27 protein-coding genes are annotated in these 22,690 nt (G+C 37.2%); 18 read left to right on the top strand and 9 right to left on the bottom strand.

Features of this window, described 5'->3' with window-relative positions; all coding sequences use genetic code 11:
• Positions 1-6: 6 nt before the first annotated feature.
• On the bottom strand, positions 7-924 hold the full coding sequence (locus ACB089_RS24065; RefSeq protein ID WP_374964246.1) for a DMT family transporter: 918 nt from the start codon (positions 922-924) through the stop codon (positions 7-9).
• An 18-nt stretch (positions 925-942) separates the two neighbouring features.
• Positions 943-1,506 (bottom strand): GNAT family N-acetyltransferase, encoded by a 564-nt coding sequence (locus ACB089_RS24060; RefSeq protein ID WP_374964245.1) that lies wholly within the window; start codon positions 1,504-1,506, stop codon positions 943-945.
• A 174-nt stretch (positions 1,507-1,680) separates the two neighbouring features.
• Here ACB089_RS24060 and ACB089_RS24055 point away from each other — a divergent pair, with 174 nt between their 5' ends.
• The 3 genes from ACB089_RS24055 (at position 1,681) to ACB089_RS24045 (ending at position 5,089) form a co-directional block, all read left to right on the top strand.
• Positions 1,681-2,628: a carbohydrate kinase gene (locus tag ACB089_RS24055; RefSeq protein WP_068986143.1), complete on the top strand. Its 948-nt coding sequence runs from the start codon at positions 1,681-1,683 to the stop codon at positions 2,626-2,628.
• A 21-nt stretch (positions 2,629-2,649) separates the two neighbouring features.
• A complete protein-coding gene (locus ACB089_RS24050) occupies positions 2,650-3,081 on the top strand; it encodes a dual specificity protein phosphatase family protein (RefSeq protein ID WP_374964244.1) in 432 nt (143 codons plus the stop codon).
• A 328-nt stretch (positions 3,082-3,409) separates the two neighbouring features.
• Positions 3,410-5,089, top strand: a complete 1,680-nt coding sequence (locus ACB089_RS24045; protein WP_374964243.1) for a hypothetical protein — start codon at positions 3,410-3,412, stop codon at positions 5,087-5,089.
• 317 nt (positions 5,090-5,406) lie between these two features.
• Here the strand turns inward: ACB089_RS24045 and ACB089_RS24040 are convergent, their stop codons facing one another.
• Both ACB089_RS24040 and ACB089_RS24035 read right to left on the bottom strand, forming a co-directional pair.
• Positions 5,407-5,700, bottom strand: a complete 294-nt coding sequence (locus ACB089_RS24040) for a 3-isopropylmalate dehydrogenase (RefSeq protein WP_374964242.1) — start codon at positions 5,698-5,700, stop codon at positions 5,407-5,409.
• Positions 5,701-5,817: 117 nt separating this feature from the next.
• Positions 5,818-6,123, bottom strand: coding sequence for an inner-membrane translocator (locus ACB089_RS24035; protein WP_374964241.1), 306 nt, complete (start codon positions 6,121-6,123; stop codon positions 5,818-5,820).
• A 257-nt stretch (positions 6,124-6,380) separates the two neighbouring features.
• Here ACB089_RS24035 and ACB089_RS24030 point away from each other — a divergent pair, with 257 nt between their 5' ends.
• A complete protein-coding gene (locus tag ACB089_RS24030; RefSeq protein ID WP_374964240.1) occupies positions 6,381-6,755 on the top strand; it encodes a YmaF family protein in 375 nt (124 codons plus the stop codon).
• A 225-nt stretch (positions 6,756-6,980) separates the two neighbouring features.
• Here ACB089_RS24030 and ACB089_RS24025 read toward each other — a convergent pair whose 3' ends face one another.
• Complete coding sequence (locus ACB089_RS24025) at positions 6,981-7,253, bottom strand: DUF1871 family protein (RefSeq protein ID WP_374964239.1); 273 nt, start codon at positions 7,251-7,253, stop codon at positions 6,981-6,983.
• A gap of 401 nt (positions 7,254-7,654) precedes the next feature.
• Between ACB089_RS24025 and ACB089_RS24020 the strand changes: the two genes are divergently transcribed.
• The 3 genes from ACB089_RS24020 to ACB089_RS24010 are packed head-to-tail and all read left to right on the top strand — an operon-like array spanning position 7,655 to position 9,527.
• The gene (locus ACB089_RS24020; protein ID WP_374964238.1) at positions 7,655-7,858 is read left to right on the top strand and encodes a PLDc N-terminal domain-containing protein; all 204 of its coding nucleotides are present in this window, start codon (positions 7,655-7,657) and stop codon (positions 7,856-7,858) included.
• Positions 7,855-8,748 (top strand): ATP-binding cassette domain-containing protein, encoded by an 894-nt coding sequence (locus tag ACB089_RS24015; RefSeq protein WP_374964237.1) that lies wholly within the window; start codon positions 7,855-7,857, stop codon positions 8,746-8,748. Before ACB089_RS24020 ends, ACB089_RS24015 begins: the two co-directional genes overlap by 4 nt.
• Positions 8,745-9,527: an ABC transporter permease gene (locus ACB089_RS24010; protein ID WP_374964236.1), complete on the top strand. Its 783-nt coding sequence runs from the start codon at positions 8,745-8,747 to the stop codon at positions 9,525-9,527. The genes ACB089_RS24015 and ACB089_RS24010 overlap by 4 nt, the downstream gene beginning before the upstream one ends.
• A 111-nt stretch (positions 9,528-9,638) precedes the next feature.
• Here ACB089_RS24010 and ACB089_RS24005 read toward each other — a convergent pair whose 3' ends face one another.
• The gene (locus ACB089_RS24005; protein WP_374964235.1) at positions 9,639-10,292 is read right to left on the bottom strand and encodes a GAP family protein; all 654 of its coding nucleotides are present in this window, start codon (positions 10,290-10,292) and stop codon (positions 9,639-9,641) included.
• Complete coding sequence (locus ACB089_RS24000; protein WP_374964234.1) at positions 10,289-11,053, bottom strand: MerR family transcriptional regulator; 765 nt, start codon at positions 11,051-11,053, stop codon at positions 10,289-10,291. The genes ACB089_RS24005 and ACB089_RS24000 overlap by 4 nt, the downstream gene beginning before the upstream one ends.
• A 360-nt stretch (positions 11,054-11,413) precedes the next feature.
• Here ACB089_RS24000 and ACB089_RS23995 point away from each other — a divergent pair, with 360 nt between their 5' ends.
• A complete protein-coding gene (locus ACB089_RS23995; RefSeq protein WP_374964233.1) occupies positions 11,414-11,683 on the top strand; it encodes a hypothetical protein in 270 nt (89 codons plus the stop codon).
• Positions 11,684-11,866: 183 nt separating this feature from the next.
• Positions 11,867-12,571 (top strand): CBS domain-containing protein, encoded by a 705-nt coding sequence (locus tag ACB089_RS23990; RefSeq protein ID WP_374964232.1) that lies wholly within the window; start codon positions 11,867-11,869, stop codon positions 12,569-12,571.
• Positions 12,572-12,589: 18 nt separating this feature from the next.
• On the opposite strand, the gene ACB089_RS23985 is transcribed toward ACB089_RS23990, so the two are convergent.
• Positions 12,590-13,309 carry a DUF421 domain-containing protein gene (locus tag ACB089_RS23985; protein ID WP_374964231.1) on the bottom strand — a complete coding sequence of 240 codons (720 nt, stop codon included), beginning with the start codon at positions 13,307-13,309 and terminating at the stop codon, positions 12,590-12,592.
• Positions 13,310-13,425: 116 nt separating this feature from the next.
• Here ACB089_RS23985 and ACB089_RS23980 point away from each other — a divergent pair, with 116 nt between their 5' ends.
• On the top strand, positions 13,426-14,628 hold the full coding sequence (locus tag ACB089_RS23980) for an MFS transporter (protein WP_374964230.1): 1,203 nt from the start codon (positions 13,426-13,428) through the stop codon (positions 14,626-14,628).
• A 46-nt stretch (positions 14,629-14,674) separates the two neighbouring features.
• On the opposite strand, the gene ACB089_RS23975 is transcribed toward ACB089_RS23980, so the two are convergent.
• Complete coding sequence (locus ACB089_RS23975; protein WP_368638049.1) at positions 14,675-15,361, bottom strand: histidine kinase; 687 nt, start codon at positions 15,359-15,361, stop codon at positions 14,675-14,677.
• 359 nt (positions 15,362-15,720) lie between these two features.
• Here ACB089_RS23975 and ACB089_RS23970 point away from each other — a divergent pair, with 359 nt between their 5' ends.
• The 8 genes from ACB089_RS23970 to ACB089_RS23935 all read left to right on the top strand — a co-directional run bounded on the left by ACB089_RS23970 (position 15,721) and on the right by ACB089_RS23935 (position 22,639).
• A complete protein-coding gene (locus ACB089_RS23970; protein WP_374964229.1) occupies positions 15,721-18,132 on the top strand; it encodes a Na+/H+ antiporter subunit A in 2,412 nt (803 codons plus the stop codon).
• Positions 18,122-18,544 (top strand): Na(+)/H(+) antiporter subunit B, encoded by a 423-nt coding sequence (locus tag ACB089_RS23965; RefSeq protein ID WP_374964228.1) that lies wholly within the window; start codon positions 18,122-18,124, stop codon positions 18,542-18,544. The genes ACB089_RS23970 and ACB089_RS23965 overlap by 11 nt, the downstream gene beginning before the upstream one ends.
• Before the next feature lie 3 nt (positions 18,545-18,547).
• Positions 18,548-18,886, top strand: a complete 339-nt coding sequence (locus ACB089_RS23960; protein ID WP_053592660.1) for a Na(+)/H(+) antiporter subunit C — start codon at positions 18,548-18,550, stop codon at positions 18,884-18,886.
• Positions 18,879-20,384, top strand: coding sequence for a Na+/H+ antiporter subunit D (locus tag ACB089_RS23955; protein WP_374964227.1), 1,506 nt, complete (start codon positions 18,879-18,881; stop codon positions 20,382-20,384). Before ACB089_RS23960 ends, ACB089_RS23955 begins: the two co-directional genes overlap by 8 nt.
• A complete protein-coding gene (locus tag ACB089_RS23950) occupies positions 20,384-20,866 on the top strand; it encodes a Na+/H+ antiporter subunit E (RefSeq protein WP_368638045.1) in 483 nt (160 codons plus the stop codon). Before ACB089_RS23955 ends, ACB089_RS23950 begins: the two co-directional genes overlap by 1 nt.
• On the top strand, positions 20,866-21,150 hold the full coding sequence (locus ACB089_RS23945) for a Na(+)/H(+) antiporter subunit F1 (protein WP_068986126.1): 285 nt from the start codon (positions 20,866-20,868) through the stop codon (positions 21,148-21,150). The genes ACB089_RS23950 and ACB089_RS23945 overlap by 1 nt, the downstream gene beginning before the upstream one ends.
• Positions 21,128-21,487, top strand: a complete 360-nt coding sequence (locus ACB089_RS23940; RefSeq protein ID WP_374964226.1) for a Na+/H+ antiporter subunit G — start codon at positions 21,128-21,130, stop codon at positions 21,485-21,487. The genes ACB089_RS23945 and ACB089_RS23940 overlap by 23 nt, the downstream gene beginning before the upstream one ends.
• 351 nt (positions 21,488-21,838) lie before the next feature.
• Positions 21,839-22,639, top strand: coding sequence for a transporter substrate-binding domain-containing protein (locus ACB089_RS23935; protein WP_374964225.1), 801 nt, complete (start codon positions 21,839-21,841; stop codon positions 22,637-22,639).
• The last annotated feature ends 51 nt before the right edge of the window (positions 22,640-22,690 follow it).

Genomic DNA, 22,690 nt, shown 5'->3' with positions numbered 1-22,690 from the left:
AAGTATTTACTTACTAACAGGTTCTAAAGATTTTTTCTTTTGTTGCCGCTGAGCAAGTATTGTCGGAAGCATCATGCCGATAATAACCAAGATAATACCTGCTATTTGTAAAGAAGTTAATGGTTCATGTAGAACAATAACGGAAACGGTAACGGCAACGGGTAACTCTATAGCACTTAAAATGGAGGCAAGCGCTCCTCCCACTTTCGGAACAGCTATAGAAAATAAGTAAATCGGCAAAATAATACCGAAGATTCCAAGTGCTAATCCAAATGTCCATAAGCCCTCGTTAAATAATTTCCCATTCCAAACAATTTCGGGGTTTAGGAAAATACAAATTAAAATAAGGGCGACAAAGGAAACAATCAACACGCGTGATGTAGTGGTAATACCCTCCACAGGACGTGAATTAAATTGGATAAAGCAAGCAAAGGTAAAGGCAGCTGTAAAACCAAGCAGCCATCCTTGAATAGGAATACCGCTTAAATCTACATTTAGTACACCAGCAGCTAAAATGGTTCCAGCAAATAATACAATGAGAGAAATCACTTCAGCTCGACTTGGTAAGCGTTTATGTAGCGCGCAATCTAATAATAAGCCGATCCAGGTGAATTGGAACAGCATGACTACTGCAAGAGAGGCTGGTAGATACTTTAATGATTCACCGTAGACAATTCCAGTAGTACCAGTAAATATTCCAGCGCAAACTAAAATAAGCAGTCCCTTTTTAGAAAGCTTCGGTAATTGCCTTTGCGTCGCTATAAAAATAGTTAGAACTAGCATAAAGCCAATAATATATTGACTTGATACTGCTTCTCCTGATGTAAAGCCGTGCTGCATAGCCACTTTGACAATTGTCGATAAAATCCCATAGCTACTTGAAGCGATCACTATTAATAGAGCGTATAATAAATTTTTATTCATGTTTTTGTGTTTCACATCCTAAAACTGTTTCACCATATGATGGAATGGTTCATCGATTATGGACCATGGCTCAGTAATAACAAAGCCCAGACGTTCATAAAGGCGACGAGCATCTTCTTTTTGTGTTTCGACATTTAATGATAATTTTGCATAGCCTCGTTTTTGTGTTTCCTCTATTGCGAATTGTAGTAATAATGTTCCAATTCCTTTTCCACGAGCTTCTGGTGCTACACAAACAGTATCAATATAATATTCATCTTCGTGAGCCTCTTTATCGATGATAATAGATGGCGCATTTTTTTCTTCAAGCCATTTTACGAGATTTGCATCCATTTGAATGGCTTCCACACCATTATAGTAAACAAGAATTCCTAATACGTGCTCATTCTCAACAGCAACAAAGGTATTTAAATAGGAATGTCGATTGTCCTCACGTTTGAATAGTACAGTAAGTTCTTGTTCAACGGCTTTAGCTGTTTGTTCTCCTGTTAAACGGTTGGCAATATCACCAATCGCATCAATAATTAATGGTACAACGGCATGGGCATCCTGTGGTTGTGCTTGTCGAATTGTAATACTCATTGTCAAAATCCCCACCTTTCTATATAGGCAAGTATAACAAAGATAGAGGATGTCTCAAGTTTTTGAGTTACCGTGTTGGCTTCTTTACTATTTTTCCGAAAGTTTAAAACTTTATTCGACAACAAATTTCGTGGTAATCTAATCTATAAGGTATAGACATTCGGGAGGACAACAATGACAAAGGAAGATAAGGATTTTATTTTAGTCTACGGAGACGCTTTTATTGACTATATTGCTGATGATGTAACAAATACATCTTTTACTAAATATATGGGTGGTGCAACGGTGAATGTTGCTGCCGGTATTAGCCGTATCGGTGCTCCATCTGCATTAATTACGATTACAGGAGATGACGAAGGCTCTGAATTTGTTCGAGATGGGCTTGCGCAAGAAGGGGTAAACCTGGATTATGCAGTTTTTGACCCTGCGAAGCGTGTTAGTGGTGTTTATGTACATTTAACAGAAGAATGTGAGCGAATTTTTAAGGATTATGTCGATGAGACGCCTGATTTACAAGTAGAAGCATCACAATTAAATGAAGCAGCTTTTAAACATGCATCTGCCTTAACTGTGTGCTCGGGTACAATGTTCCATCCTACAGCCCTTGAAACAACACGTGCCGCTGTAGAGATGGCAAAGGAAAAAGGGGCAATTATCGCGATGGATGCGAATATTCGTCCTCTTCGTTGGAGTAGTGAGCAAATTTGCCGTGAAACGATCACGTCATTTTTTGAGCATGTAGATATTTTAAAAGTCACGGATGATGAATTATTTTTCCTTACTGAAACGACTAGTTTGGAAGAGGGCATTGAGCAATTAAACAGTTATTTAGTGCCCATTATTTTAGTAACAGTAGGAGAAAATGGCACATATGCAGTATTAAACGGTGAAGTTATCCATGTACCGACAGAAAAGGTTGTGCCAGTAGATACTACAGGTGCTGGAGATGCATTTATGGCTGGTGTATTACGCGATGTTCATTACAATGGCTTACCTACAACGGAAGAGGAACTTGCTCGTTGTGTAAACTTTGGTAATAAGCTAGGTGCTTTGGCAGCAACTAAAGCGGGGGCATTAACAGCTCTTCCGTATTATGATGATATTAAGCATTTGCTTAAATAGTCGTTTTGGAGCGTGCATACAATGGAGAAAAACTATGATGTATTAGTAAAGGATCGATTATTCTTTGGCGGTGCGAAAGACGCAGATTCTGCTTTTGAGCAAGAAAAGGTTGATGTCGTGATTGATGTTCGAGTAAACGGCTTAAGTACTGAGGAGCAGGAAGTGGCTTCATATGAGTACAAGCATATGCCAATTGCTGATGAGGACATAGAAGTTGCGCCATCTATCCAAAAAGTAGCGAAAGAAATTGTTTCTGCCTATGACAATGGACAGAAAGTGTACTTCCATTGTGGAAGTGGAGGAGGTCGCGCAGGTGTTGCAGCGACAGCCGTGTTAATGGAGCTTGGCGTAGCTAATTCTCTAGAGGAAGCGGAAGAGGCTGTAAAAAACGCTCGTCCACAAGTAACGATTCGCCCAAAAATGGCAGATGCTTTGCACAAGCTATATAAATAAATGAGAAGATGTACCAAAGGATTTTTCCAATTTGGTACATCTTCTTTTTTAGTTAGTAAATTAACTTTTCATGATTTTTTTTAAAGACTTCAAACTCAGAGAAAAAAGGACTCATTACTCGAAGTTGAGGATGATATTGGTTAAAACGTATACCATGTAAATTAGGTTGATTTCCGTTATGACTGGACTCCCCCAGGAAAGCGCCCAGTCAGAAAGGAAATCAACCCCACGCTTTGGTAATCAATAATAATAAATTGGTTTATTTTTAAAAATATAATTCACTTTTAATTTTTGTAAGTTAAAAATACAAATTTTGGAGTGATTTTATATGACTACATTTACACCATTACAAGAAGCTCAAGCTTTCGTTGAAGCATTTTTACTATCTACGGAGCAGTCATCTTTAAGCCATCCGTATAAGAAGGATAAAGGTCGATATCCACGAGTGAGAAAATTTTTCCAAAACAATATATTAAACGGTACAAGTGATACTTCCACATATCAACAGGGTGTTGGGCAATTAATGATGTTCTGTGCCCAGTTTGCCCAACAAAAGGCACTAGCAGGCGAACGTGATGCAGTTTACAAGGAAATTGTTCATGCTGTTATTCCAAAGCTTATTAATAGAGCATTTAATTTTCCGACCATTAATCCATTAGCAGGCTTTATTTATCTTGGTGCGGCAATGCTTAAGAAGTTAGACGAATCCCACGGCGATGTTTCACTTTCTAATGTAGATGTGTTGTTAGTGCGATACCGAGACTATTTTGCTAATGAAGTATTAAATTCTAAAGAATACTATGCTTTAATGTATCACCGCACGCCAGCTGCTTGGACATACAATGATGCAGAAAGGTCGTACCGTTTTGCTACTGGTCCATATTCGGGGCAAATCGGATACTGGATCACGACCGCAGATTTATCCACCGATCCTCAAAAAAACTACTTAGAAATGCCAACAGTTCTTGATAGTTCAGGACAGGTTTCGTTTGCTGGTATTCAACCAGGAACAAGTGGTAGAGATTATATAAATCATCATGACTATTTCAATACTAAAAACGAGCGATTTATTCTTAATGCTTCACTTAACGCCATTGCTTTTTGGATGGCAGCACATGTTTACGATGTAAAAGTTAATGGGACTGGAGCTTCATTAGATCCTGCATATAATATGAAAAATGCAATCCGAGATGTTCTTAGTTATACACATTGGGGTTCTAATACTTCAGTTGCCAATGCTTCTAAAGGGTGTTTCCAACAAGAGCCCTTTAACAATTCATTAACTGCTAAAAGGGTTCTACCGGTTCATGGATTTTCCGAAGTAACCTTGGCAAATAACATGCTACGATCTCGATTCGATTCTCCGGCCTATAATACATTTGCAATAACATTTTTACAAATCTTTGCAAGCTTAATCGACAATCCAACAGCTTCATCATGGTATAGTCTTGTTCCGAATGTTGATTCGGATTCAGGAGTTATGGTAACTCAGATGATTAATACCTACAAAGACATTTTTACTAACTATTCAACTATTAAAAACACTTTAATGAGTAATTTGTTTAGCCAAGCTAAATATTGGGGTATGTACATTCCGGAAAATGCTATGTTAGGCTCATCCGAGTTGATTAAAAATCCGTGGCAAACGCCTAATAAGGGTGAGGGGATTAATCAAGCCATGGTTGGATTATTCAATGTTTATCCTGGAATTACAGGACAAGGTTTTGCAAGTCTGAATAATAAAGTCGGAGAAGCCATTAAACTTCAACTTGATATAGGCCAAGCATTACATGGCCAAAGTTACTTCCCGTCGCACGGTCGTTCAGGCCTTTGGGATTTAGCTCGCTTAGATGTTTTAGCCGATGCTTCAAATACAGATGGGACTGTCAGTTCAGCTACAGACCTTACTACTACTGATAAAGAATCTCCAAACTGTGCTGGTGCTCGCCGGGCATTTTACGCTTTAGCTATGGCGTTGGTGGTCGATAAAGTAAGGCATGTTGATTAGAAAAATAAATGGTATAAGGTAATTCTAATTTTTTAAAAAATAATGCGTATGAAAAATAATAATTGATCTATACTATAAAGGATTACACTTCAAATCCTATGTGACTAGGAGGGTTAACCCGATGAGTAAGGTTGATCGATAGCTCTGAAGGACCATCAATACTGAATAAAGCTAAAGTACGGTTGTCTTAAGATATCTTAAGATCCAATACGGAAGCGAGGCAGTGTGTCATGGAGGAATAAATGTAAGTGGTGATCAAACCCGGAAGAATATTTTTTCCGGGTTTTTTATGTGCGCCCGGCATGCGTATGAATGAATCACAATTTCTTTTTGGTATATTTTTTAATTATAGTAACTAAAATGGCAAGAAGAAATACGATAAGACTATTTATTAGCAAATAGTAGGCAAGATTCAACCCATAGAATACCGCAAAGGCATCACGAAGAATGAATAGTGCTAGTATAACTCCGATTCCACCAAATGCACCTGCTAGTAATAATATTGTGAAAGAAGCAAAATATAAACTTTTCCTTTTTTTGTAGGATATAAATCCAATAATATTTGCAACAACGATAGAAAAACCCATAAGTATTAAGAAAAATTCGCTCATTTAACTCTCCTTCTTTCATAAACATATTTCCCATTTACCCTAAACTGCTCTGTTAGTAAAAAAGCGATTGCTTTATTGAACAATCGCACCTCATTAGTTGAATAACGAAACATCTCTTCACTTTTTACCGAAATTTAAAATCCACCTTATAACTCCAATCACCAGAATGAGAATTCCATTAGCTAATGTTATAAATCCTAAAAATACCCCACCATAGCCTGCACCTTCTCCTGTTCCTCCAGAACTCCAATCATAAAAATGAAGAAGTAAAGCACCACTTGAAAAACCAATCACTGGAGCAAGTACCATCATAATGATGCCTGATACCATAAGATTTAATTTTCCTTTTCTAAACAATGTAAAGAAGACAACATTAAGTGATAGTAAGATGAAGACATATAATATCAAAATTAAATTTTCCATAATATTACCATCCTTATTTTATTTTACCACAAATAACCATTATCCTTGTTGAACTATTTTGTTCCTTTAGTTCAGTAACAATTAAGATTATCTCCAGACAGTCCTGTTCTGCTAAAGTCCCCGTTTGTTCAATAAAAAATAATTCTTTAAATAATCTATTCGTTGGGCATTGTACTACTCTCATTTTTAATACAGTTTGTATCCTTTTTTATCTCAGTTACATAAATTATTGAAAATGGCAAAAAGGAGTTGTATATTTGGAAATTCCTGTTTCTGGATTCATGTATCATGCAGACGATTCGGATTCTCAGCATTCCCACCAACTTTTTCTCACTTCATGGGATGGTAGACCCGTCCATGTCCACGAATTTAGAGGCGTAACTTCTTTTGATGTGGGACATAATCACAGATACGTTGGAACTACTGAACCAGCACCAAGTGGGGTCCAACACACTCATCGATACTTTACCTTTACATCTGTGGACGATCGACATCAACATGAAATTCGTGGAGTTACTGGCCTAGCTATTCCTCTTCCTAACGGCGGTCATTATCATGAGTTTAGTGGGGTTACTACTGTAAACGGAATGAATCCTCATAGGCACAATTATAGCGGGAAAACTAGTTTATAAGCTTTGTTTCTTTACTCATAATTTTATATTTCGGGTTTATATCAAGTACGGGCATAAACTCGCAGTATATAAAACAACTAATTTTAATAGATACATCATTTTAAAGCCGAAAATATAAAAATTTGGCTTTTTATATTTTCTTTTTTGATTAACCTGGGCGCTTAGTAAAAAAAGCGATTGCTCTATTGAATAAGCGCACCCGTTAGCTTAATAATATCGGTTTTATTAGATGTTATTTTTTGGAAATTGACTGTTGTTAACATTGTTCCAAATTTTTAAAGCAATTGGATAACAAGTATCAATCGAATATACTTCATCCAACTTTTCAATAAAGACCTGCCGTATCACTACAGCTAATTTTTCAACAGATGTTGCTGTTGGTAGAAGCTCTACAATATATCTTATTTCGGGGTTATATTCATCCTCAGGCGTTTGATGTAAAAATTGCTTCGGATCCCAATCATCAATTACTTCTTTAACAATTTTATAGTGGTTCATAATATCCCTCTTTTGAAATATTGTATTCTTGGTAATTTACTCTATACCCTTATTCAACTAACCTGTTCCTTTACTTTAAAACGTTCGAAACTAACATAAGTTCCAATTATGAATAATTTTAACAATTTAAATTATCAAAAATCTGTTTCTTCCTATTGAATTGAAGAAACCTGTTCCGTTAATTTAAGTACATTTCTTCACATACTTTAAAGGGAGGTCAACATAAATATCCAATTAAAATCATCTCACGTCTAAGAAATATATAGAGGAGAAGCTACATTTTGGGTATCAGCTGACAATAAGTTTTTCGTTTGTATGCCCGCAGCATTTGTAAAATTTTTCTATGCACATCAGAACAAAATTGTTATAGTGATGATATAACAACGGATGAGGTGATCTGTATGATGGAGGAGTTAGCGAAAGTTCCATGGGCAGTCATAGCGCCACTAATCATCGTTCAATTTATTTTAATGATTGTTGCTTTATTCGACTTACGTAAAATCCATGCAACAAATGGGCCGAAATTTTTGTGGGTGTTTATTATTATTTTCGTTAATCTTTTGGGGCCAATTGCGTACTTTATAGTGGGGAGAAAGCAAACATGACGACATTACTTCAAGTAACAGGGCTCACCAAGCGATTTGCAGAGAAAGTAGCTGTTGATGGGATTGAGTTCACATTGGAAGAAAATACATCTACAGCATTAATTGGACCAAATGGTGCAGGTAAAACAACGACATTATCAATGCTAACAGGTCTATTAAAACCAACCTATGGAAGTGTAAAAATGATGGAGGGTGATTTAAGAGCCAATATTGGTTTTTTACCACAATTTCCGCAATTTCATCCTTGGCTAAGTGCGCTAGAGTTTACGGAAATGGCCGCAAAGCTAAATGGTGTGCCTGCAAAAAAAGCAAAAGTAGAGGCACAAAAAACGCTTGAGTTTGTAGGGCTAGGCAATGATGTAAATAAGAAAATTGCTACGTTTTCTGGTGGCATGAAGCAACGGCTAGGTATTTCCCAAGCAATTGTGCATAAGCCTAAATTATTGTTATTAGATGAGCCTGTATCTGCTTTAGATCCAGTTGGACGTAGGGAAGTACTTGATTTGTTAAAAGATCTACAACAAGAAACGACCATTTTATATTCGACTCATATATTGAATGATGCCGAGGAAATGACAGATCAATTATTATTTTTACGTGATGGAAAGCTAGTAGAGTATGGAACATTGCATGAAGTGCGAGAACGCTTCGATGAACCAAATTATGTTGTTGAATTTAACAGTGAAAAAGAGGCAGAACAATTTATTGTTCAATCTGAACATATAGGCAAAGCAAAGGGCCGTTATGTATATATAGAAATCATTGATGAAAAGCCGAGTATGCAGGAGCTACTGCATCATTTAAGTAAGTTTCCTTATAAAATACGGAAAGTGGAACGACAAACAGCTTCACTTGAAGAGATTTTCATGAAGGTGGCGAGAAAAATATGAGAGGATTTAATGTCCTTCTGCAAAAAGAATTCAGAGAAGCTTGGCGCAGCTGGAAGTTTTTATGGATACCTCTTGTATTTGCTCTGCTCGGTATGAGTGATCCACTGACAAACTATTATATGATGGATATTTTAAATGCTGTTGGTAACATACCAGAAGGCTTTGAAATGTTGCTGCCAGAATTAATGCCAGTTGACCTATTACAAGCTTCCATTGGGCAATTTCAGACGATAGGGTTACTCGTATTAATGGCTACTTTTGTTGGGAACATTAGTAAAGAAAGGGCAAGTGGCATGGCTACTTTATTGTATGTACGCCCTATATCGTTTGGCGCTTATTTTATGAGTAAATTTATCGTTATGAGTACTGTTGGTTTTGTTAGTATTTTAGCTGGTTTTGCTGCGAGCGTTTACTACACGGTCGTACTTTATGGGACCTTTGAGATAGGGTCACTTGTGGCAAGTTTTTTCACGTATTTTTCTTGGCTACTCTTTGTGCTAGCAGTGACATTGATGATGAGTGCTACCTTTAAAACAATAATTGCGGCTTCATGTGCATTTATTGTTATTTTTATGGGGCAAATGATAAATGCAATAGTCGGCACATTTTGGACAGTATCCCCGTGGAAATTACCGTTATATGGCGTTCAATTAATTAGGGGCACGATGGAAATGTCTGATTTTTGGTGGAGTCTCGTGATTACTATGATACTGACAATCGTTTGTATTAGTATTGGAACTTTCACGATGAAGAAAAATGCATCGATGACGAAAATTTAAAGGAAACATGGTAAAAATCTGCGTAAATTCTTTTGGTAGGGTACGAGCGCGAGAACTAAAAAAGCGTGCCTTGCCAATAGAAAATATAGCGGATTTTTACCATATTATTTCTTAAATCATACCACCATTCATCAGCAAAATAAGACCAACTAAAAACATTACCCATGAAAGAGCTGAACTTGTGCTTTTATCAAAAAGTGCTTGTATTTTTCTTAACGGCGTAGTCATAAAGCGTCTGAATAGTATGTGTAAGCCGAGCAAGATGATTGCTGGCGTAATCATTATTAGATTATATCCGGCTATGATGGGTAACCATTCATAAAAGGCTAAATGATTACTTGTTAAAATGCCTATTGTAGCGAAATAGGGTAAAGCTGTTGCCACTTCTAAAAGAGAAGTTGTGAACCCTAAAGCAATCATTGCTTCTATACTAAACGATTTCGGCTTAGGGGATCCCGAAGTTTTTTTCTTCGGTACTAACCAACTCCCGATAAATAATATCGCACCTACAATTGTCATTACTAATCTAGCAAAATGGCTATTTAATGCATTGGCAATTGGATCAAAAACTACATCTAAGCCAAGCATTAAGAAAATGCCTGTACAAAAATAAAATAGAGCTACTGTCGTTAAATAAGCTAAGAGTAGTCGACTTTGCTGCTTTTTTGCCACAAGCAATACATAGACAGTCACACCGATTATAGCTGGGCTAAACATATCTAATATAGCTAAGCCACCAATTAACAATAAACTTTCTGTGCTCATTGTTGGGGATCCCCTTTACTACTATTTTTAGCTTCATAAATAGTAAAAGCCTGATCAATAAAATGTAAGAAATCTTCCGCTAACGGATACAAGCCGAGCTGTTCGGACTGTGAAGAGGATTTTCGTATGTCCCACATCTTTTCTAAAAATGATTCATGACCTTTGTATTCCTCTGCTGCTTTTTCCATCATTCGTTTAATAATGCGTTGCACTGGAGCTGATCCAGCATCATAACTTTCCTTCAATTCCCTTAATTGACCTAATAAACTAATCCACTCTAAAGAATGTGGATCATTGCGATTTATATTCGGGAGTTTTTGTATTAGCTTCAAATCAGTTTCAGAAAATATTTGTTGTCGAAATGCCTGCTTTTTCCCATTTTCTTGAGTAGAAAGTTTAATGATCTTTTGAATAAGTGATTCATTTAAACTTCCCTCGATGGTCAAAGCATGTTGTAATCCAAGTATGGCGCTTTCCATTTGCTTTAACTTGTTTTGCTCTGCTTGAACAAACGCAAGCTGATGATCTAAGCTTGCCGCCCAATCCCAAGATTCATTGATTAATGGCTGAATTTCTTTTAATCGAAATCCTAATGTTTTTAAAAATACGATTTGTTGTAGTGTTTTCAGCTCTTCTTCACCATATAATCTGTGTCCACCTTCTGTTTTGGCTGTCGGGAATAATAAGCCAATCTCTTCATAATAACGCAGTGTCCGAACAGAAATCCCTGTTTGTTTTGATACTTCATGAATGACAAGCAATTAGCGCGCCCCCTTTTTAACTGTTACCAATATTGTACAAAATGACGTTACGGAACTTTCAAGTAGTTTAGAGAAAAAATTTTTTTATTTTGATAGTAGAATGTTATATCTATGTTGTCATAGGGGTTATCGAACTCCCAAGGAAGGCGGTCAGGCAGAAGGAAATCAACCTCACGTTATGGAAAGGAGTCTATATTATCAGGAGTGTTGATCAGGGAAAAAATAGGTTTATTATTGAGCGATAAAAGGATTAATTGTTGTAGTTTTGCTAATATATGCTCATTTTAACTGATTGTAGCGTAGGGCTACTCGACTCCCGCGGGAAAGCGAGACAGACGAGACCCTGAGGCCAACACGATATTGGTCACGAAGGCATTGTCACAGGACGTGACGCACTTTGCCTTCGTTCCTTTAGCGGAGGAAGCGTCAGCAACAAATGTTTTATCTGTGCGAAAGCGAAGCGTCAGCAACAATGTTTTATCTGTAGCGAAAGCAAAGCGTCAGCTACAAATGTTTTATCTGTGCGAAAGCGAAGCGTCAGCAACAAATGTTTTATCTGTGCGAAAGCGAAGCGTCAGCAACAAATGTTTTATCTGTGCGAAAGCGAAGCGTCAGCAACAAAGCGAGTAGCCCGTAGCGGAAATCAGAGCTTTCTAATTAGGAAGGATAAAAATGGTTAATCAACACACCTGTTATATTATGTACATCACTTATCTAGGAATATCCAAAACTTAGGAATATAATGTAGCTATAACTAGGATTTGTCAAATAACTCGGAAAATATGAAAATATAAATAGGGGAGGATGAAAAAATTGGATTTAGAAAATTCCAATCGCTTTCTTACAGCGTTTAATCGGATAGATCACAGGTTAAGAGATATTATCGGTGCAAAGGATTTTATGCCCTTTTATCGTCTTATCGATCAAGCTAAGAAGAAGGATGTACTCGTTCGTAAATTCGAAGACGATTTGCGCTCTTACGCAGATTTACGAAATGCAATTGTTCATCATCGTACGTCTTTAGAATATGTAATTGCTGAACCACATATAGACGTAGTGGAAAGAATTGAATATATAGAGGAAACACTGGCTAAGCCAAAACTTGTTGGACAAATGTTTTGCAAAAAAGTACTAGCTTTTCAGGAAACAGATTCGTTAAAACAAGTATTAAAAGTTATACGCCATCGTAAATTTACACAGTTTCCTGTATACAATAAAGATCAATTTAAAGGGCTTGTGACGACAGTAGGAATTACAAACTGGCTAGCTACGGTGATGGTAGGCGATCAAATACCTAAGCAAGTTCCGACGTTGCACGATATTTTATTACATGAAAAAAATAGAGTGAATTACAAATTTGTGAGTAGATACATAACGATTTACGAGGCTGAAGATATTTTTAAACAAGGCGTAGAGCGGGGAAGCCGTTTTGAGGCGTTACTAATAACGGAGCATGGGAAGCCACATCAAAAACTAATCGGCATCGTTACACCACTGGATATTGTAAAAATAGATTAAGCAAGACGAGACAAGCTGTTAAGGGCTTGATCGTCTTGCTTTATCCTTCAAGCTTACATATAGAGAGCCGTTTGCTTGAACTTGGGCAAAAAAGACATCTTCCACAGATTGGATATTTTGTTTTTTTAGCTTCTTCATAAGCCAATCTTCTGTCAACTCAAGTTCAACTAAGTTTTCATAAATAACCTGCCCATCTGAAGCTACTTCTGTTGGTATATAGGTTGGTGGTGTTACATCGGCCTTTACATCTTGTTTTGTAGCTGCTTGTTCAGTAGGCTTTGGTAGCACACTAAGTTTACCCGTTGTTTCAAGTAATGCATATTGCACATCCTGTACAGAAAATATGGCTTGTTCTCGTAGCATCATTGTTAACTCATCCATATGCAAACGATTTTTCCTTAAAGCAGATTCTAAAATAAGTCCATTTTGAATAAGGATTGTAGGCTTATCATCAATGAGAACACGTGCTTTTTTAGATTTAATAGTAATAATAGTCATAAAATATGTTAAAGCACCCCACCAAATAAGCGAAATCATACCATCTAAAAAAGGGGTTTCAGTTTGTGAAGCAATTTCTGCAGCAATCGATCCAAATGTAATCCCTGTAATGTAATGGAAAAATGTTAGTTGACCTAGTTGTTTTTTTCCTAGGACTCGTGCCAGAATAAGAAGCACAAAGAAGGAAAGTGTTGTCCGAAGAATCATTTCCCAAAAGTTAGCATGAAAAAAACTTTCCATACAGATCTCAACTCCTTTAAACTACTGTCGAAAAATAGCTTGTGCAAAAAAGTCAATTGTATGCGACAATTATTCGTAAACAGAATTTTGAAATAATTTTGAAAGTGGGTGGCAACATGAAACAGGTTGGAAATTTTAATAACCCTGTTTATCCAATAATGATTGCAATAGCTGTTGCCCATCTTATCAATGATACGATGCAGGCCGTTATTCCAGCGATGTTCCCGATATTAAAGAGTGATTTAGGTTTAACCTTTACACAAATAGGGCTTATATCATTTGTTCTTAACATATTTGCCTCTGCTTTACAGCCAGTTGTTGGATTTGTCAGTGATAAAAAGCCGATGCCATACGCGTTGCCAATTGGTATGACTAGTTCGTTTATTGGTATTACCATAATAGCGTTCACAACGCAATATTGGATCATTCTTATTGCGGTATTATTTTTAGGTTTTGGTTCGGCTATATTTCACCCTGAAGGATCAAAGGTGTCATTTATGGCAGCAGGTCCGAAAAGAGGACTTGCACAGTCGATTTATCAAGTAGGGGGGAATTCTGGTCAAGCCCTTGCGCCGCTCATTAGTGCCTATATTTTTGATGTTTTTGGACAACGTGGTGCCGCAATTGTCTTAGTGGCGGCAACGTTCGGAATTATTTTGTTGAGTAAAATTGCGGGATGGTATAAAAAGCAGTTGGAGCAAGAGCGCATAGCAAAGAAAAAACGCGTGTTAGTTTCCACATTGCCGCCTTTAACAAAAAAACAAGTAGGTATTGCGTTAACGTTATTATTTACTATTATTTTTGCACGATCATTTTATACCACTAATATTACAAGCTTTTATGTATTTTATTTAATGGACCATTATGATGTTAGTCTTCGTCTTGGACAAATTTTAATTTTCAGCTTTATGGCATTTGGCGTCATTGGAACATTTTTCGGCGGTTCGTTATCAGATCGGATTGGTAGAAAAAACGTTATTTTATTATCCGTTGTTGTACCAATGCCGTTTTGTTTAGCACTGCCGTATGTACCGTTATGGGCAGCTATGATATTTTTAGTAATTATCGGTACGCTCATTATGATTAGCTTCTCGGTAACCGTTGTCTATGCACAGGAGCTTGTCCCGACAAAAATTGGTACAATGGCGGGTTTAACAACGGGCTTTGCTTTCGGAATGGGGGCAATTGGAGCGATGGTAATTGGTGTATTAATGGATCATCGGGGTATCGATTTTACGATGATGGTCGTATCTTTGCTACCATTATTATTACTCGTGGCATTTTTCTTACCGAAGGATCAACCAGCTTCAGCAGTATAAGAACTTCCAGATAGATAAAAAAACGCGTCCTCGTGGAACGCGTTTTTTATTGACGTAATGGGGATAAAAATTCAGCAGGTAGTCTTTCCTTATCTGCTACATAGCCCTCTAATATGTGGACTTCATGCATTTTATCATTGTAGGTGAATTTGAAAATGCCATTATCAAAGTCGGTGCCGATTTCTTTGAAAAATATACCCTCAATTGATACATATTTAGGACATGTAAATGCTACCTTAAAATCTTCATATTCTTTGATTAAATAAGCACGTACACCTTTTTCGTATGTATCGTTTGCATCATTGTCAGTTGGACGTTGGACAGCAACGATGTGAAAATCAACAAAAGGAACCTCTTTTAACAAGACGTTTAAAAATGAGCCCTTTGTAATTTCCTCCCAGCGACTCTGTGCGCTTTGACCTACGATAATTTGTGAAATTCCGTAATTTTTTGCCACGTCTGCAATAACCTTTTGTATGGGGCGTTTTTCATTATCTAGTAATATGAACTTTTCAATTTCAAGCTCTTCAGATAACTTTTTCCATTGCTCGATGTAGCTAGATTTCTCTGCATCAAATGCATCGAGGGGTTGCGAATCGACCGAAAGAATATACAATGGACAGTCTAACATTGTAGCCATTTTATGACCGCGTCGTATTAAACGTTCACCGTTAAGTCCATAGTAGACACAAACTAAAATACTTTCGTCTAAGCGCCCTTTTACATGCTTCATAAAAATTCCCACCTCATATCTTGTTGTTATTTTGTTATTTCTACTGTCTATTTTGAAAAAAGTATCCTAAAACAGCTAAAATCGACACTGATGCAGTGCATTATGCTCATTTATATTGTATACTTAAAAATGTATAAAAGTTAATGAAAATATATCGGGAAAACCTTGAGAAACGAGGTTTATCTCTATGCTTTACAGCTATTTACTTTATGCATCTTGTGTATTTAAACCAATTGCTTCTATATGCCACACTATTATGCAGTTAGTTAAATAGATAGTCAAGCGACTTTATATCTATGGTTTTTCGCACATAGTCAATAGCAAATTACTGGACGAAATTGATAGTAGGAGGTTTTCATTTGGTTACAGTTCTCATTGCGATACTTTTACCATTTATTTGTGCTGCACTTATTCCATTACTCTATAGGCGACTAAGGCGTATGACACATCTTGGCTGGTTTGTTTTATATGTTCCATTCATTCTGTTTCTTTTACTCGCGCGCTACATTCCTCAAATTGCCGAGGGTAAAACGTTTATCCATACATATGAGTGGGTTCCCTCTTTTAATATAAATTTCTCAACTTACCTAGACGGACTAAGTATGATTTTTGGTTTGCTGATTACGGGTGTAGGTAGTTTAGTCATTTTATATTCTATTTTCTATTTATCAACGAAAGAATCACTTCATCATTTTTACTGCTATTTATTACTATTCATGGGCGCTATGCTTGGCGTCGTCTTTTCAGATAATTTAATGGTATTATACACATTTTGGGAGCTAACAAGTGTGTCATCATTCCTGTTAATTGCATTTTGGCATCATCGCAAAGCCTCTCGGGCTGGTGCAAGAAAAGCCATGACAATTACCGTTTTCGGTGGCCTTTCAATGCTTGCGGGCTTTCTAATGCTTTATGTAGCATCAGGGACATTTAGCATTCGTGAAATCATAGCCAATGTCGAGGTTATACGTGATCATACACTGTTTATCCCAGCGTTAATCCTTATTCTAATCGGTGCATTTACTAAATCCGCACAGTTTCCTTTCCATATTTGGTTGCCAGACGCGATGGAGGCACCGACACCAGTCAGCGCTTATTTACATTCGGCAACAATGGTAAAGGCCGGTATCTATTTAGTTGCGCGTTTTTCCCCAGTGTTTGGAGGCGAGGCTGTTTGGTTCTGGTTAGTCAGTGTGATTGGTCTTATAACGTTGTTCTGGGGTTCATTTAATGCTGTGCGTCAAACAGATTTAAAGGCGTTATTGGCTTTTTCAACGGTTAGTCAGCTTGGTTTAATTATGAGTTTATTTGGGCTAGGATCAGTCGGCCATTATTACGGTTATGCTGAAAATTCTATACTTTATACGCAGGCAAGCTTTGCGGCGTTGTTTCATCTTATTAATCACTCTACATTTAAGGGCGCATTATTTATGATGGTCGGTATTGTCGATCATGAGGTGGGAACACGCGATATTCGTCGTCTCGGTGGTTTAATGGCCTTAATGCCTGTAACCTTTACAATTGCAGTTATTGGTAGTTTTTCTATGGCTGGATTACCTCCTTTTAATGGCTTCTTAAGTAAAGAAATGTTTTTCGCTGCAGTACTAGCTATTCGTCATGTAGAAGCCTTTTCAATTACTGATTTGGGACTGTTATTTCCTATAGTGGCATGGGTGGCAAGTATCTTTACATTTGTTTACAGTATGATTTTAATAAGCCGAACGTTTTTCGGAAAACTACAGCCTGAAAAGATGGATAAAAAACCCCATGAAGCGCCAGTAGGCATGCTACTCTCGCCAATCATACTGTGCGTATTCGTAGTTGGAATTTTCTTTTTCCCTAATGTGCTAGGACATTATATTTTAGAACCTGCTATGGCGAGTATTTATCCAACATTCCCATCAACTAGTGAATTAACACCACATATTCATGCTTGGCATGGCATTAATGCAGAATTGTTAATGACTCTTGGTGTCATTATTATTGGGATTTTCTTATTTAAAACGTTAAACAGCTGGAAGCCTGTATATCGAATATTCTCTCAAAGATATGCGTTTAATACGTACTACAATCGTATGCTTGAGTTTAGTGAAAATAGTTCTACAAAGCTTACTAATCGCTATATGACAGGTAATCTAACACATTATTTTGTCTATATATATGTATTTTTTGTTGCCTTAATTGCAGGATATTTTATTTGGTCGGATACGATTGCATTTGATTTTGCGAAGGATTCTACAATTGAGTCCTATGAGCTCATTTTAGTGTTTGTGATGATGTTCGCAGCAGTATGGATGATTTTCGCCAAAGGACGTGTAACGGCGATGTTGTTGAATGGCGTGTTAGGCTATTCAATTGCGTTTTTCTTTGTTATTTTCCGTGCTCCTGATTTAGCGCTAACCCAATTAGTCGTTGAATCTGTGACAACTGCTTTATTCCTTCTTTGCTTTAAATATTTACCTGATTTAATGCCTGACGCCTCCCACAAAAAAGTGCAATGGTCTAAGGCAGTTATATCCATTTTCGTTGGTGCCACTGTTACATTAGTAGGCTTAGCGGTTGTCCATTTCGATCGCTTTGAGCCAGTGTCCACTTACTTTAATGATTCCTACGAATTAGCGGGTGGTTCAAATGTTGTTAACACCATATTAGGCGACTTCCGTGCATTTGATACGATGCTAGAAGTGGTTGTCCTTCTGATTGCTGGCTTAGGCGTGTATACACTAACGAAGCTAAAGCCACGAAAGGAGGAGTCGGATCATGAAAATTAATGACGTTATTTTACGTACTGTTACAAAGACAATCGTATTCATTATTTTAACTCTTGGGATTTATCTATTCTTTGCAGGGCATCATGCTCCAGGTGGAGGTTTTATAGGTGGTCTCGTGCTGGCTTCAGGCATTGTTCTACTGTATTTAGCGTATGACATTGAGACGGTGCATAAAGGGATGCCATTTGATTTTAAAAAGGTTGCAGCACTTGGCGTTTTACTGGCAACAGGCACAGCTATTGGCTCACTATTTTTTGATGTGCCGTTTCTATCGCAAGCTCATAGTTATATAAATGTGCCGATATTCGGGGAGATGGGCTTTTCGACTGTCACGCTTTTCGAAGCTGGCGTAGCTTTAACTGTTGTAGGTGTTGTGGTCACAATTATTTTAAGTATAAGTGAGGATGAATAGCCAATGGAGTCATTAATACTAGTTTTAGTGGGTGTATTAGTAGCTGTTGGGACGTACTTAATCCTCTCGAAACAGTTGTTACGTGTGATTTTAGGAACGGCGGTATTATCGCATGCGGCGCATTTACTGATTTTAACGATGGGTGGATTGAAAAAGGGGAACGTACCACTCTTAGAAGAATCAGAAGGTCCTTACACAGATGCTCTACCGCAAGCCTTAATTTTAACTGCGATCGTGATTAGCTTTGCGGTGACGGCGTTTGTACTTGTTCTCGGTTACCGAGCCTATAAAACGAACGGTTCGGCGAATTTTGATGAATTGAGAGGTACGCCGGATGAGTAATTTGATTGTTTTACCATTAATTGTGCCGATTATTACGGCAATTTTACTTGTGTTTTTACGTGAAAATGTTATGTTGCAGCGCATTATTAGTTTATTGACATTAAGCTTTGTTGTCCTCATTAGTGTTATTTTATTGCTAGAGATTCAGGACCAAGGTGTGATGCGTATTGATTTTAGTGGCTGGGCACCGCCATTCGGCATTTTATTTGTTGCTGATTCATTCGCAGTCTTACTTGTGTTAATAGCGAATATTGTCGCAGCCATTTGTTTGTTATATGCCATGTTCACAATCGGTAAGAGCTATGAAAAGATGTATTTTTACCCGTTTGTCTTGCTTTTGGTAGCGGGAGTTAATGGCTCATTTTTAACAGGGGATATTTTTAACTTGTTTGTGTGCTTTGAGGTTATGTTACTTGCTTCTTATGCACTTATTAGTTTAGGTGGCGATAAAATTCAACTACGTGAGGCATTAAAATATGTGCTGATTAATGTTGTTGCATCTTGGATTTTCCTAGTGGCATTAGCTTTTTTATATGGAACCGTTGGAACATTGAATATGGCACATGTTTCTGTTCGTGTTATGGAGGCTGGGGCTGATCCCCTTATTACGACTGTAGCGCTCATTTTCTTAATTGTCTTTAGTTTGAAGGCTGGACTATTATTATTTTTCTGGCTTCCAGGCTCATACAGTGCACCTCCAACAGCTATAGCCGCACTTTTTGCAGCATTATTAACAAAGGTTGGAATTTATGCCCTTGTTCGCAGCTTTACATTACTTTTTCCAAATAACACTGAAGTGACGCATATGGTACTTGGGATTATGGCAGGGCTAACGATTATTGCTGGATGTATGGGAGCACTGGCAGGGAGAGATGTAAGAACAATTGCTTCTTATAATGTCCTTATTGGTGTTGGATTTATAGTAGCTGGTCTTGCCATCGGTACTGAGTCTGCCTTACAGGGCGTAACATACTATTTGATGCATGATATGGTGGCTAAAGCCATGTTGTTTTTAGCCGTTGGGATGATGATTTATGTTACTGGTGAGACGGTAATCGATAACATGAGTGGGCTTATTCGAAATTATCCTTTTTTTGGCTGGCTATTATTTATTGTTATGTGCTCACTTGCAGGGATCCCACCATTAAGTGGATTTTTAGGTAAGATTTTAATTGGACAAGGTGCAATTGAGGGCGGAAATTTTGTTCTACTAGGGCTAGGATTTTTATCTAGTTTAATTGTTTTATATTCACTCTTACGAATATTTCTTTCCTCATTCTTTGGGGAAACAATTATTAGTTTAGAGGATGAAAAGCCGTTACCGAAGCGCATTGTATTGCCATTAACCTTGTTGGTAGCTTGTACAATTGGTTTAGGAATTGGAGCGGAATGGGTGGCGCCATATGTAATAGATGCAGCAGAAACGCTCTACACACCATCAATCTATATTGATGCAGTGTTGGATGGTACAACATGGCAAGGTGAGGTGAATAAATAATGGCGATGCAATTTATCTTGAATTTATTTATCGCAACACTTTGGTTACTGTTACAAGATGAAGTGATCCCGCAGTTTTCGACATTTTTAATGGGGTTTATCGTAGGAATAGGGATATTATATGTCATGCATCGCTTTTATGGCACACAATTTTATTTGCGACGTGTGTTTTCAATTATAAAATTATTATGGCTCTTTAACTGGGAGCTCCTAATATCGAGTTACAGCGTGTTAAGACAAATTACTACGCCGAAACTAAATATTACTCCTGGCATATTTACGTATAAAACAGAACTCAAGGGAGATTGGGAAATAACAGCACTTGCGTTGCTCCTCACACTTACCCCAGGTTCAGTAGTGATGGAGGTTTCTGAAGAGGGCGATATGTTTTATATTCATGCAATGGATATTGAACAATCGAAAGAAGCTGTCATTCGTTCCATAGGAAAATTTGAACAAGCGATCATGGAGGTGACACGTTAATGATTGAAAAAATTTTACTGTTGGCGCTTGCATTATTCAGTGTATCTATTGCGTTATCGCTGTTTCGTGTTATTCGAGGTCCTTCGTTGCCTGATCGTGCCATAGCACTTGATACAATTGGTGTTAATTTACTGTCAGCAATCGCTATCGTTTCGATTGTATTGAAAACAAAGGCGTATTTAGAAGCCATTTTAATATTAGGTATTTTAGCTTTTATCGGCACCATAGCGTTTACGAAATATATTGAAAGAGGTGTGATTGTTGAACGTAGATCAAATGATTGAATGGGCGGCGGTCATCCTTATTTTGATTGGCTCCATTGTAAGTGTAATTAGTGCATTTGGGATGATTCGTTTACCTGACGTATACACACGCTCACATGCTGCAACGAAAAGTTCGACATTGTCGGTCTTAACATGTCTATTGGGCACATTTATTTACTTTTGGGTGCATGACGGATATGTCAGTGTACGTTTAATTTTAGGAATTGTCTTTGTCTTTGTAACAGCTCCTGTGGCAGGGCATTTAATATGTCGAGCGGCGTATCGCTCTCGAGTTCCATTAGCAAAAGGATCTGGTGAAGACGAATTGAAATCTAAGCTATTCGCAGATGAAAAATAAGATAAGTAGAAGACCTCCAATTTTTGGGGGTCTATTTTTTTTAGAAATCTAAGTTATTTTATGGAATTCTTGCGATGTAGGGATAATTGTAGAGCAATTAGAAAATAGTAAGATAACGTGCATTCAAGGTGAGTTGTTTTCGGGGTTCGAATAAATTGATTTATCAGAAAATTTTGTGTATAATATTTTATCCAAAAATTTTTAGTTTAGCTTGATTATTGTTTAAAAAGAGTATATCTTAATTAGCAGATAGATTTTTTATTCTTAAAAGTGAATAAATATCCATTTAGCTATTTTCGAGAACTAGATTCTCATAAACAATAAAACATAAATAAAAGGAGATCATTGAATATGAAGAACAAATTTTTCATGCTAATGCTCGTTCTAGTCATTGGTGTACTAGCGGCATGTGGCACAAAAGAAGATAAAGCGAATAATGCAAGTTCAAATGCAGACAAAGGCACAGAAGAAAAGCAAGTATTAAAAGTAGGTACTTCAGCTGATTATGCACCATTCGAGTATATTGACGTAGCAAAAGGTGAAGAAATGATCGGTTTTGATATCGATTTAATTAAATTAGTTGGTGAAAAACTTGGTGTAGAAATACAACTTCAAGATATGGACTTCAACAGTCTAGTGCCAGCTCTACAAGCAGGTAAAGTTGATGTTGTTATTTCTGGAATGTCACCGAACAAAGAACGTGAAAAAGTTGTAGACTTCTCGGATAAATATAATCAAACAGAGCAAGTGATCATTGTAAAAAAAGATAGTGGTATTAAAAAAGAGGCTGACTTAGCTGGTAAAAAGATCGGTGTACAAACAGCTTCTATCCAAGAAAATTTAGGTAATACTATTGCTAAAGACGTAGATGCAACAGTTGAAGGACGTACACGAATTCCTGAAATTATCCAAGACATGATGTCTAAACGTTTAGATGCCGGGATTGTAGAAGGTGGAGTAGCGAAAGGTTATTTGAAAACAAATGATCAACTAGAAGCGTTCCCAGTTGAAAAGCAACCTGAAGATTTTAAAGCAATCGCTGTTCCAGAAGGTAGCGATCTTAAAGATAAAATTAACAAAGCATTAAAAGAATTAGCTGATGAAGGTAAAATTAAAGAGCTAGAAGAGAAATGGTTAGAAAAAGTTCAATAAGCTAGTTGAAATGCGATAGCTCTATTCAGGGCTATCGCTTGCGCTTTTCAT

This window comes from Lysinibacillus sp. RS10, assembly GCF_041956855.1.
Taxonomy (GTDB): Bacteria; Bacillota; Bacilli; order Bacillales_A; family Planococcaceae; genus Lysinibacillus; species Lysinibacillus xylanilyticus_A.
This window is presented reverse-complemented; position numbering and strand designations above follow the sequence as displayed.

Bases quoted from the DNA above. Each gene is read 5' to 3' on its own strand.
- ACB089_RS23965 (WP_374964228.1), top strand. From the start codon at position 18,122: ATGAAAATTAATGACGTTATTTTACGTACTGTTACAAAGACAATCGTA.
- ACB089_RS23945 (WP_068986126.1), top strand. From the start codon at position 20,866: ATGATTGAAAAAATTTTACTGTTGGCGCTTGCATTATTCAGTGTATCT.
- ACB089_RS24045 (WP_374964243.1), top strand. From the start codon at position 3,410: ATGACTACATTTACACCATTACAAGAAGCTCAAGCTTTCGTTGAAGCA.
- ACB089_RS24040 (WP_374964242.1), bottom strand. From the start codon at position 5,700: ATGAGCGAATTTTTCTTAATACTTATGGGTTTTTCTATCGTTGTTGCA.
- ACB089_RS24015 (WP_374964237.1), top strand. From the start codon at position 7,855: ATGACGACATTACTTCAAGTAACAGGGCTCACCAAGCGATTTGCAGAG.
- ACB089_RS24035 (WP_374964241.1), bottom strand. From the start codon at position 6,123: ATGGAAAATTTAATTTTGATATTATATGTCTTCATCTTACTATCACTT.
- ACB089_RS23960 (WP_053592660.1), top strand. From the start codon at position 18,548: ATGGAGTCATTAATACTAGTTTTAGTGGGTGTATTAGTAGCTGTTGGG.
- ACB089_RS24050 (WP_374964244.1), top strand. From the start codon at position 2,650: ATGGAGAAAAACTATGATGTATTAGTAAAGGATCGATTATTCTTTGGC.
- ACB089_RS23950 (WP_368638045.1), top strand. From the start codon at position 20,384: ATGGCGATGCAATTTATCTTGAATTTATTTATCGCAACACTTTGGTTA.
- ACB089_RS24010 (WP_374964236.1), top strand. From the start codon at position 8,745: ATGAGAGGATTTAATGTCCTTCTGCAAAAAGAATTCAGAGAAGCTTGG.
- ACB089_RS24025 (WP_374964239.1), bottom strand. From the start codon at position 7,253: ATGAACCACTATAAAATTGTTAAAGAAGTAATTGATGATTGGGATCCG.
- ACB089_RS24060 (WP_374964245.1), bottom strand. From the start codon at position 1,506: ATGAGTATTACAATTCGACAAGCACAACCACAGGATGCCCATGCCGTT.
- ACB089_RS23955 (WP_374964227.1), top strand. From the start codon at position 18,879: ATGAGTAATTTGATTGTTTTACCATTAATTGTGCCGATTATTACGGCA.
- ACB089_RS23985 (WP_374964231.1), bottom strand. From the start codon at position 13,309: ATGGAAAGTTTTTTTCATGCTAACTTTTGGGAAATGATTCTTCGGACA.
- ACB089_RS24065 (WP_374964246.1), bottom strand. From the start codon at position 924: ATGAATAAAAATTTATTATACGCTCTATTAATAGTGATCGCTTCAAGT.
- ACB089_RS23975 (WP_368638049.1), bottom strand. From the start codon at position 15,361: ATGAAGCATGTAAAAGGGCGCTTAGACGAAAGTATTTTAGTTTGTGTC.
- ACB089_RS24005 (WP_374964235.1), bottom strand. From the start codon at position 10,292: ATGAGCACAGAAAGTTTATTGTTAATTGGTGGCTTAGCTATATTAGAT.
- ACB089_RS23980 (WP_374964230.1), top strand. From the start codon at position 13,426: ATGAAACAGGTTGGAAATTTTAATAACCCTGTTTATCCAATAATGATT.
- ACB089_RS24055 (WP_068986143.1), top strand. From the start codon at position 1,681: ATGACAAAGGAAGATAAGGATTTTATTTTAGTCTACGGAGACGCTTTT.
- ACB089_RS24020 (WP_374964238.1), top strand. From the start codon at position 7,655: ATGATGGAGGAGTTAGCGAAAGTTCCATGGGCAGTCATAGCGCCACTA.
- ACB089_RS23935 (WP_374964225.1), top strand. From the start codon at position 21,839: ATGAAGAACAAATTTTTCATGCTAATGCTCGTTCTAGTCATTGGTGTA.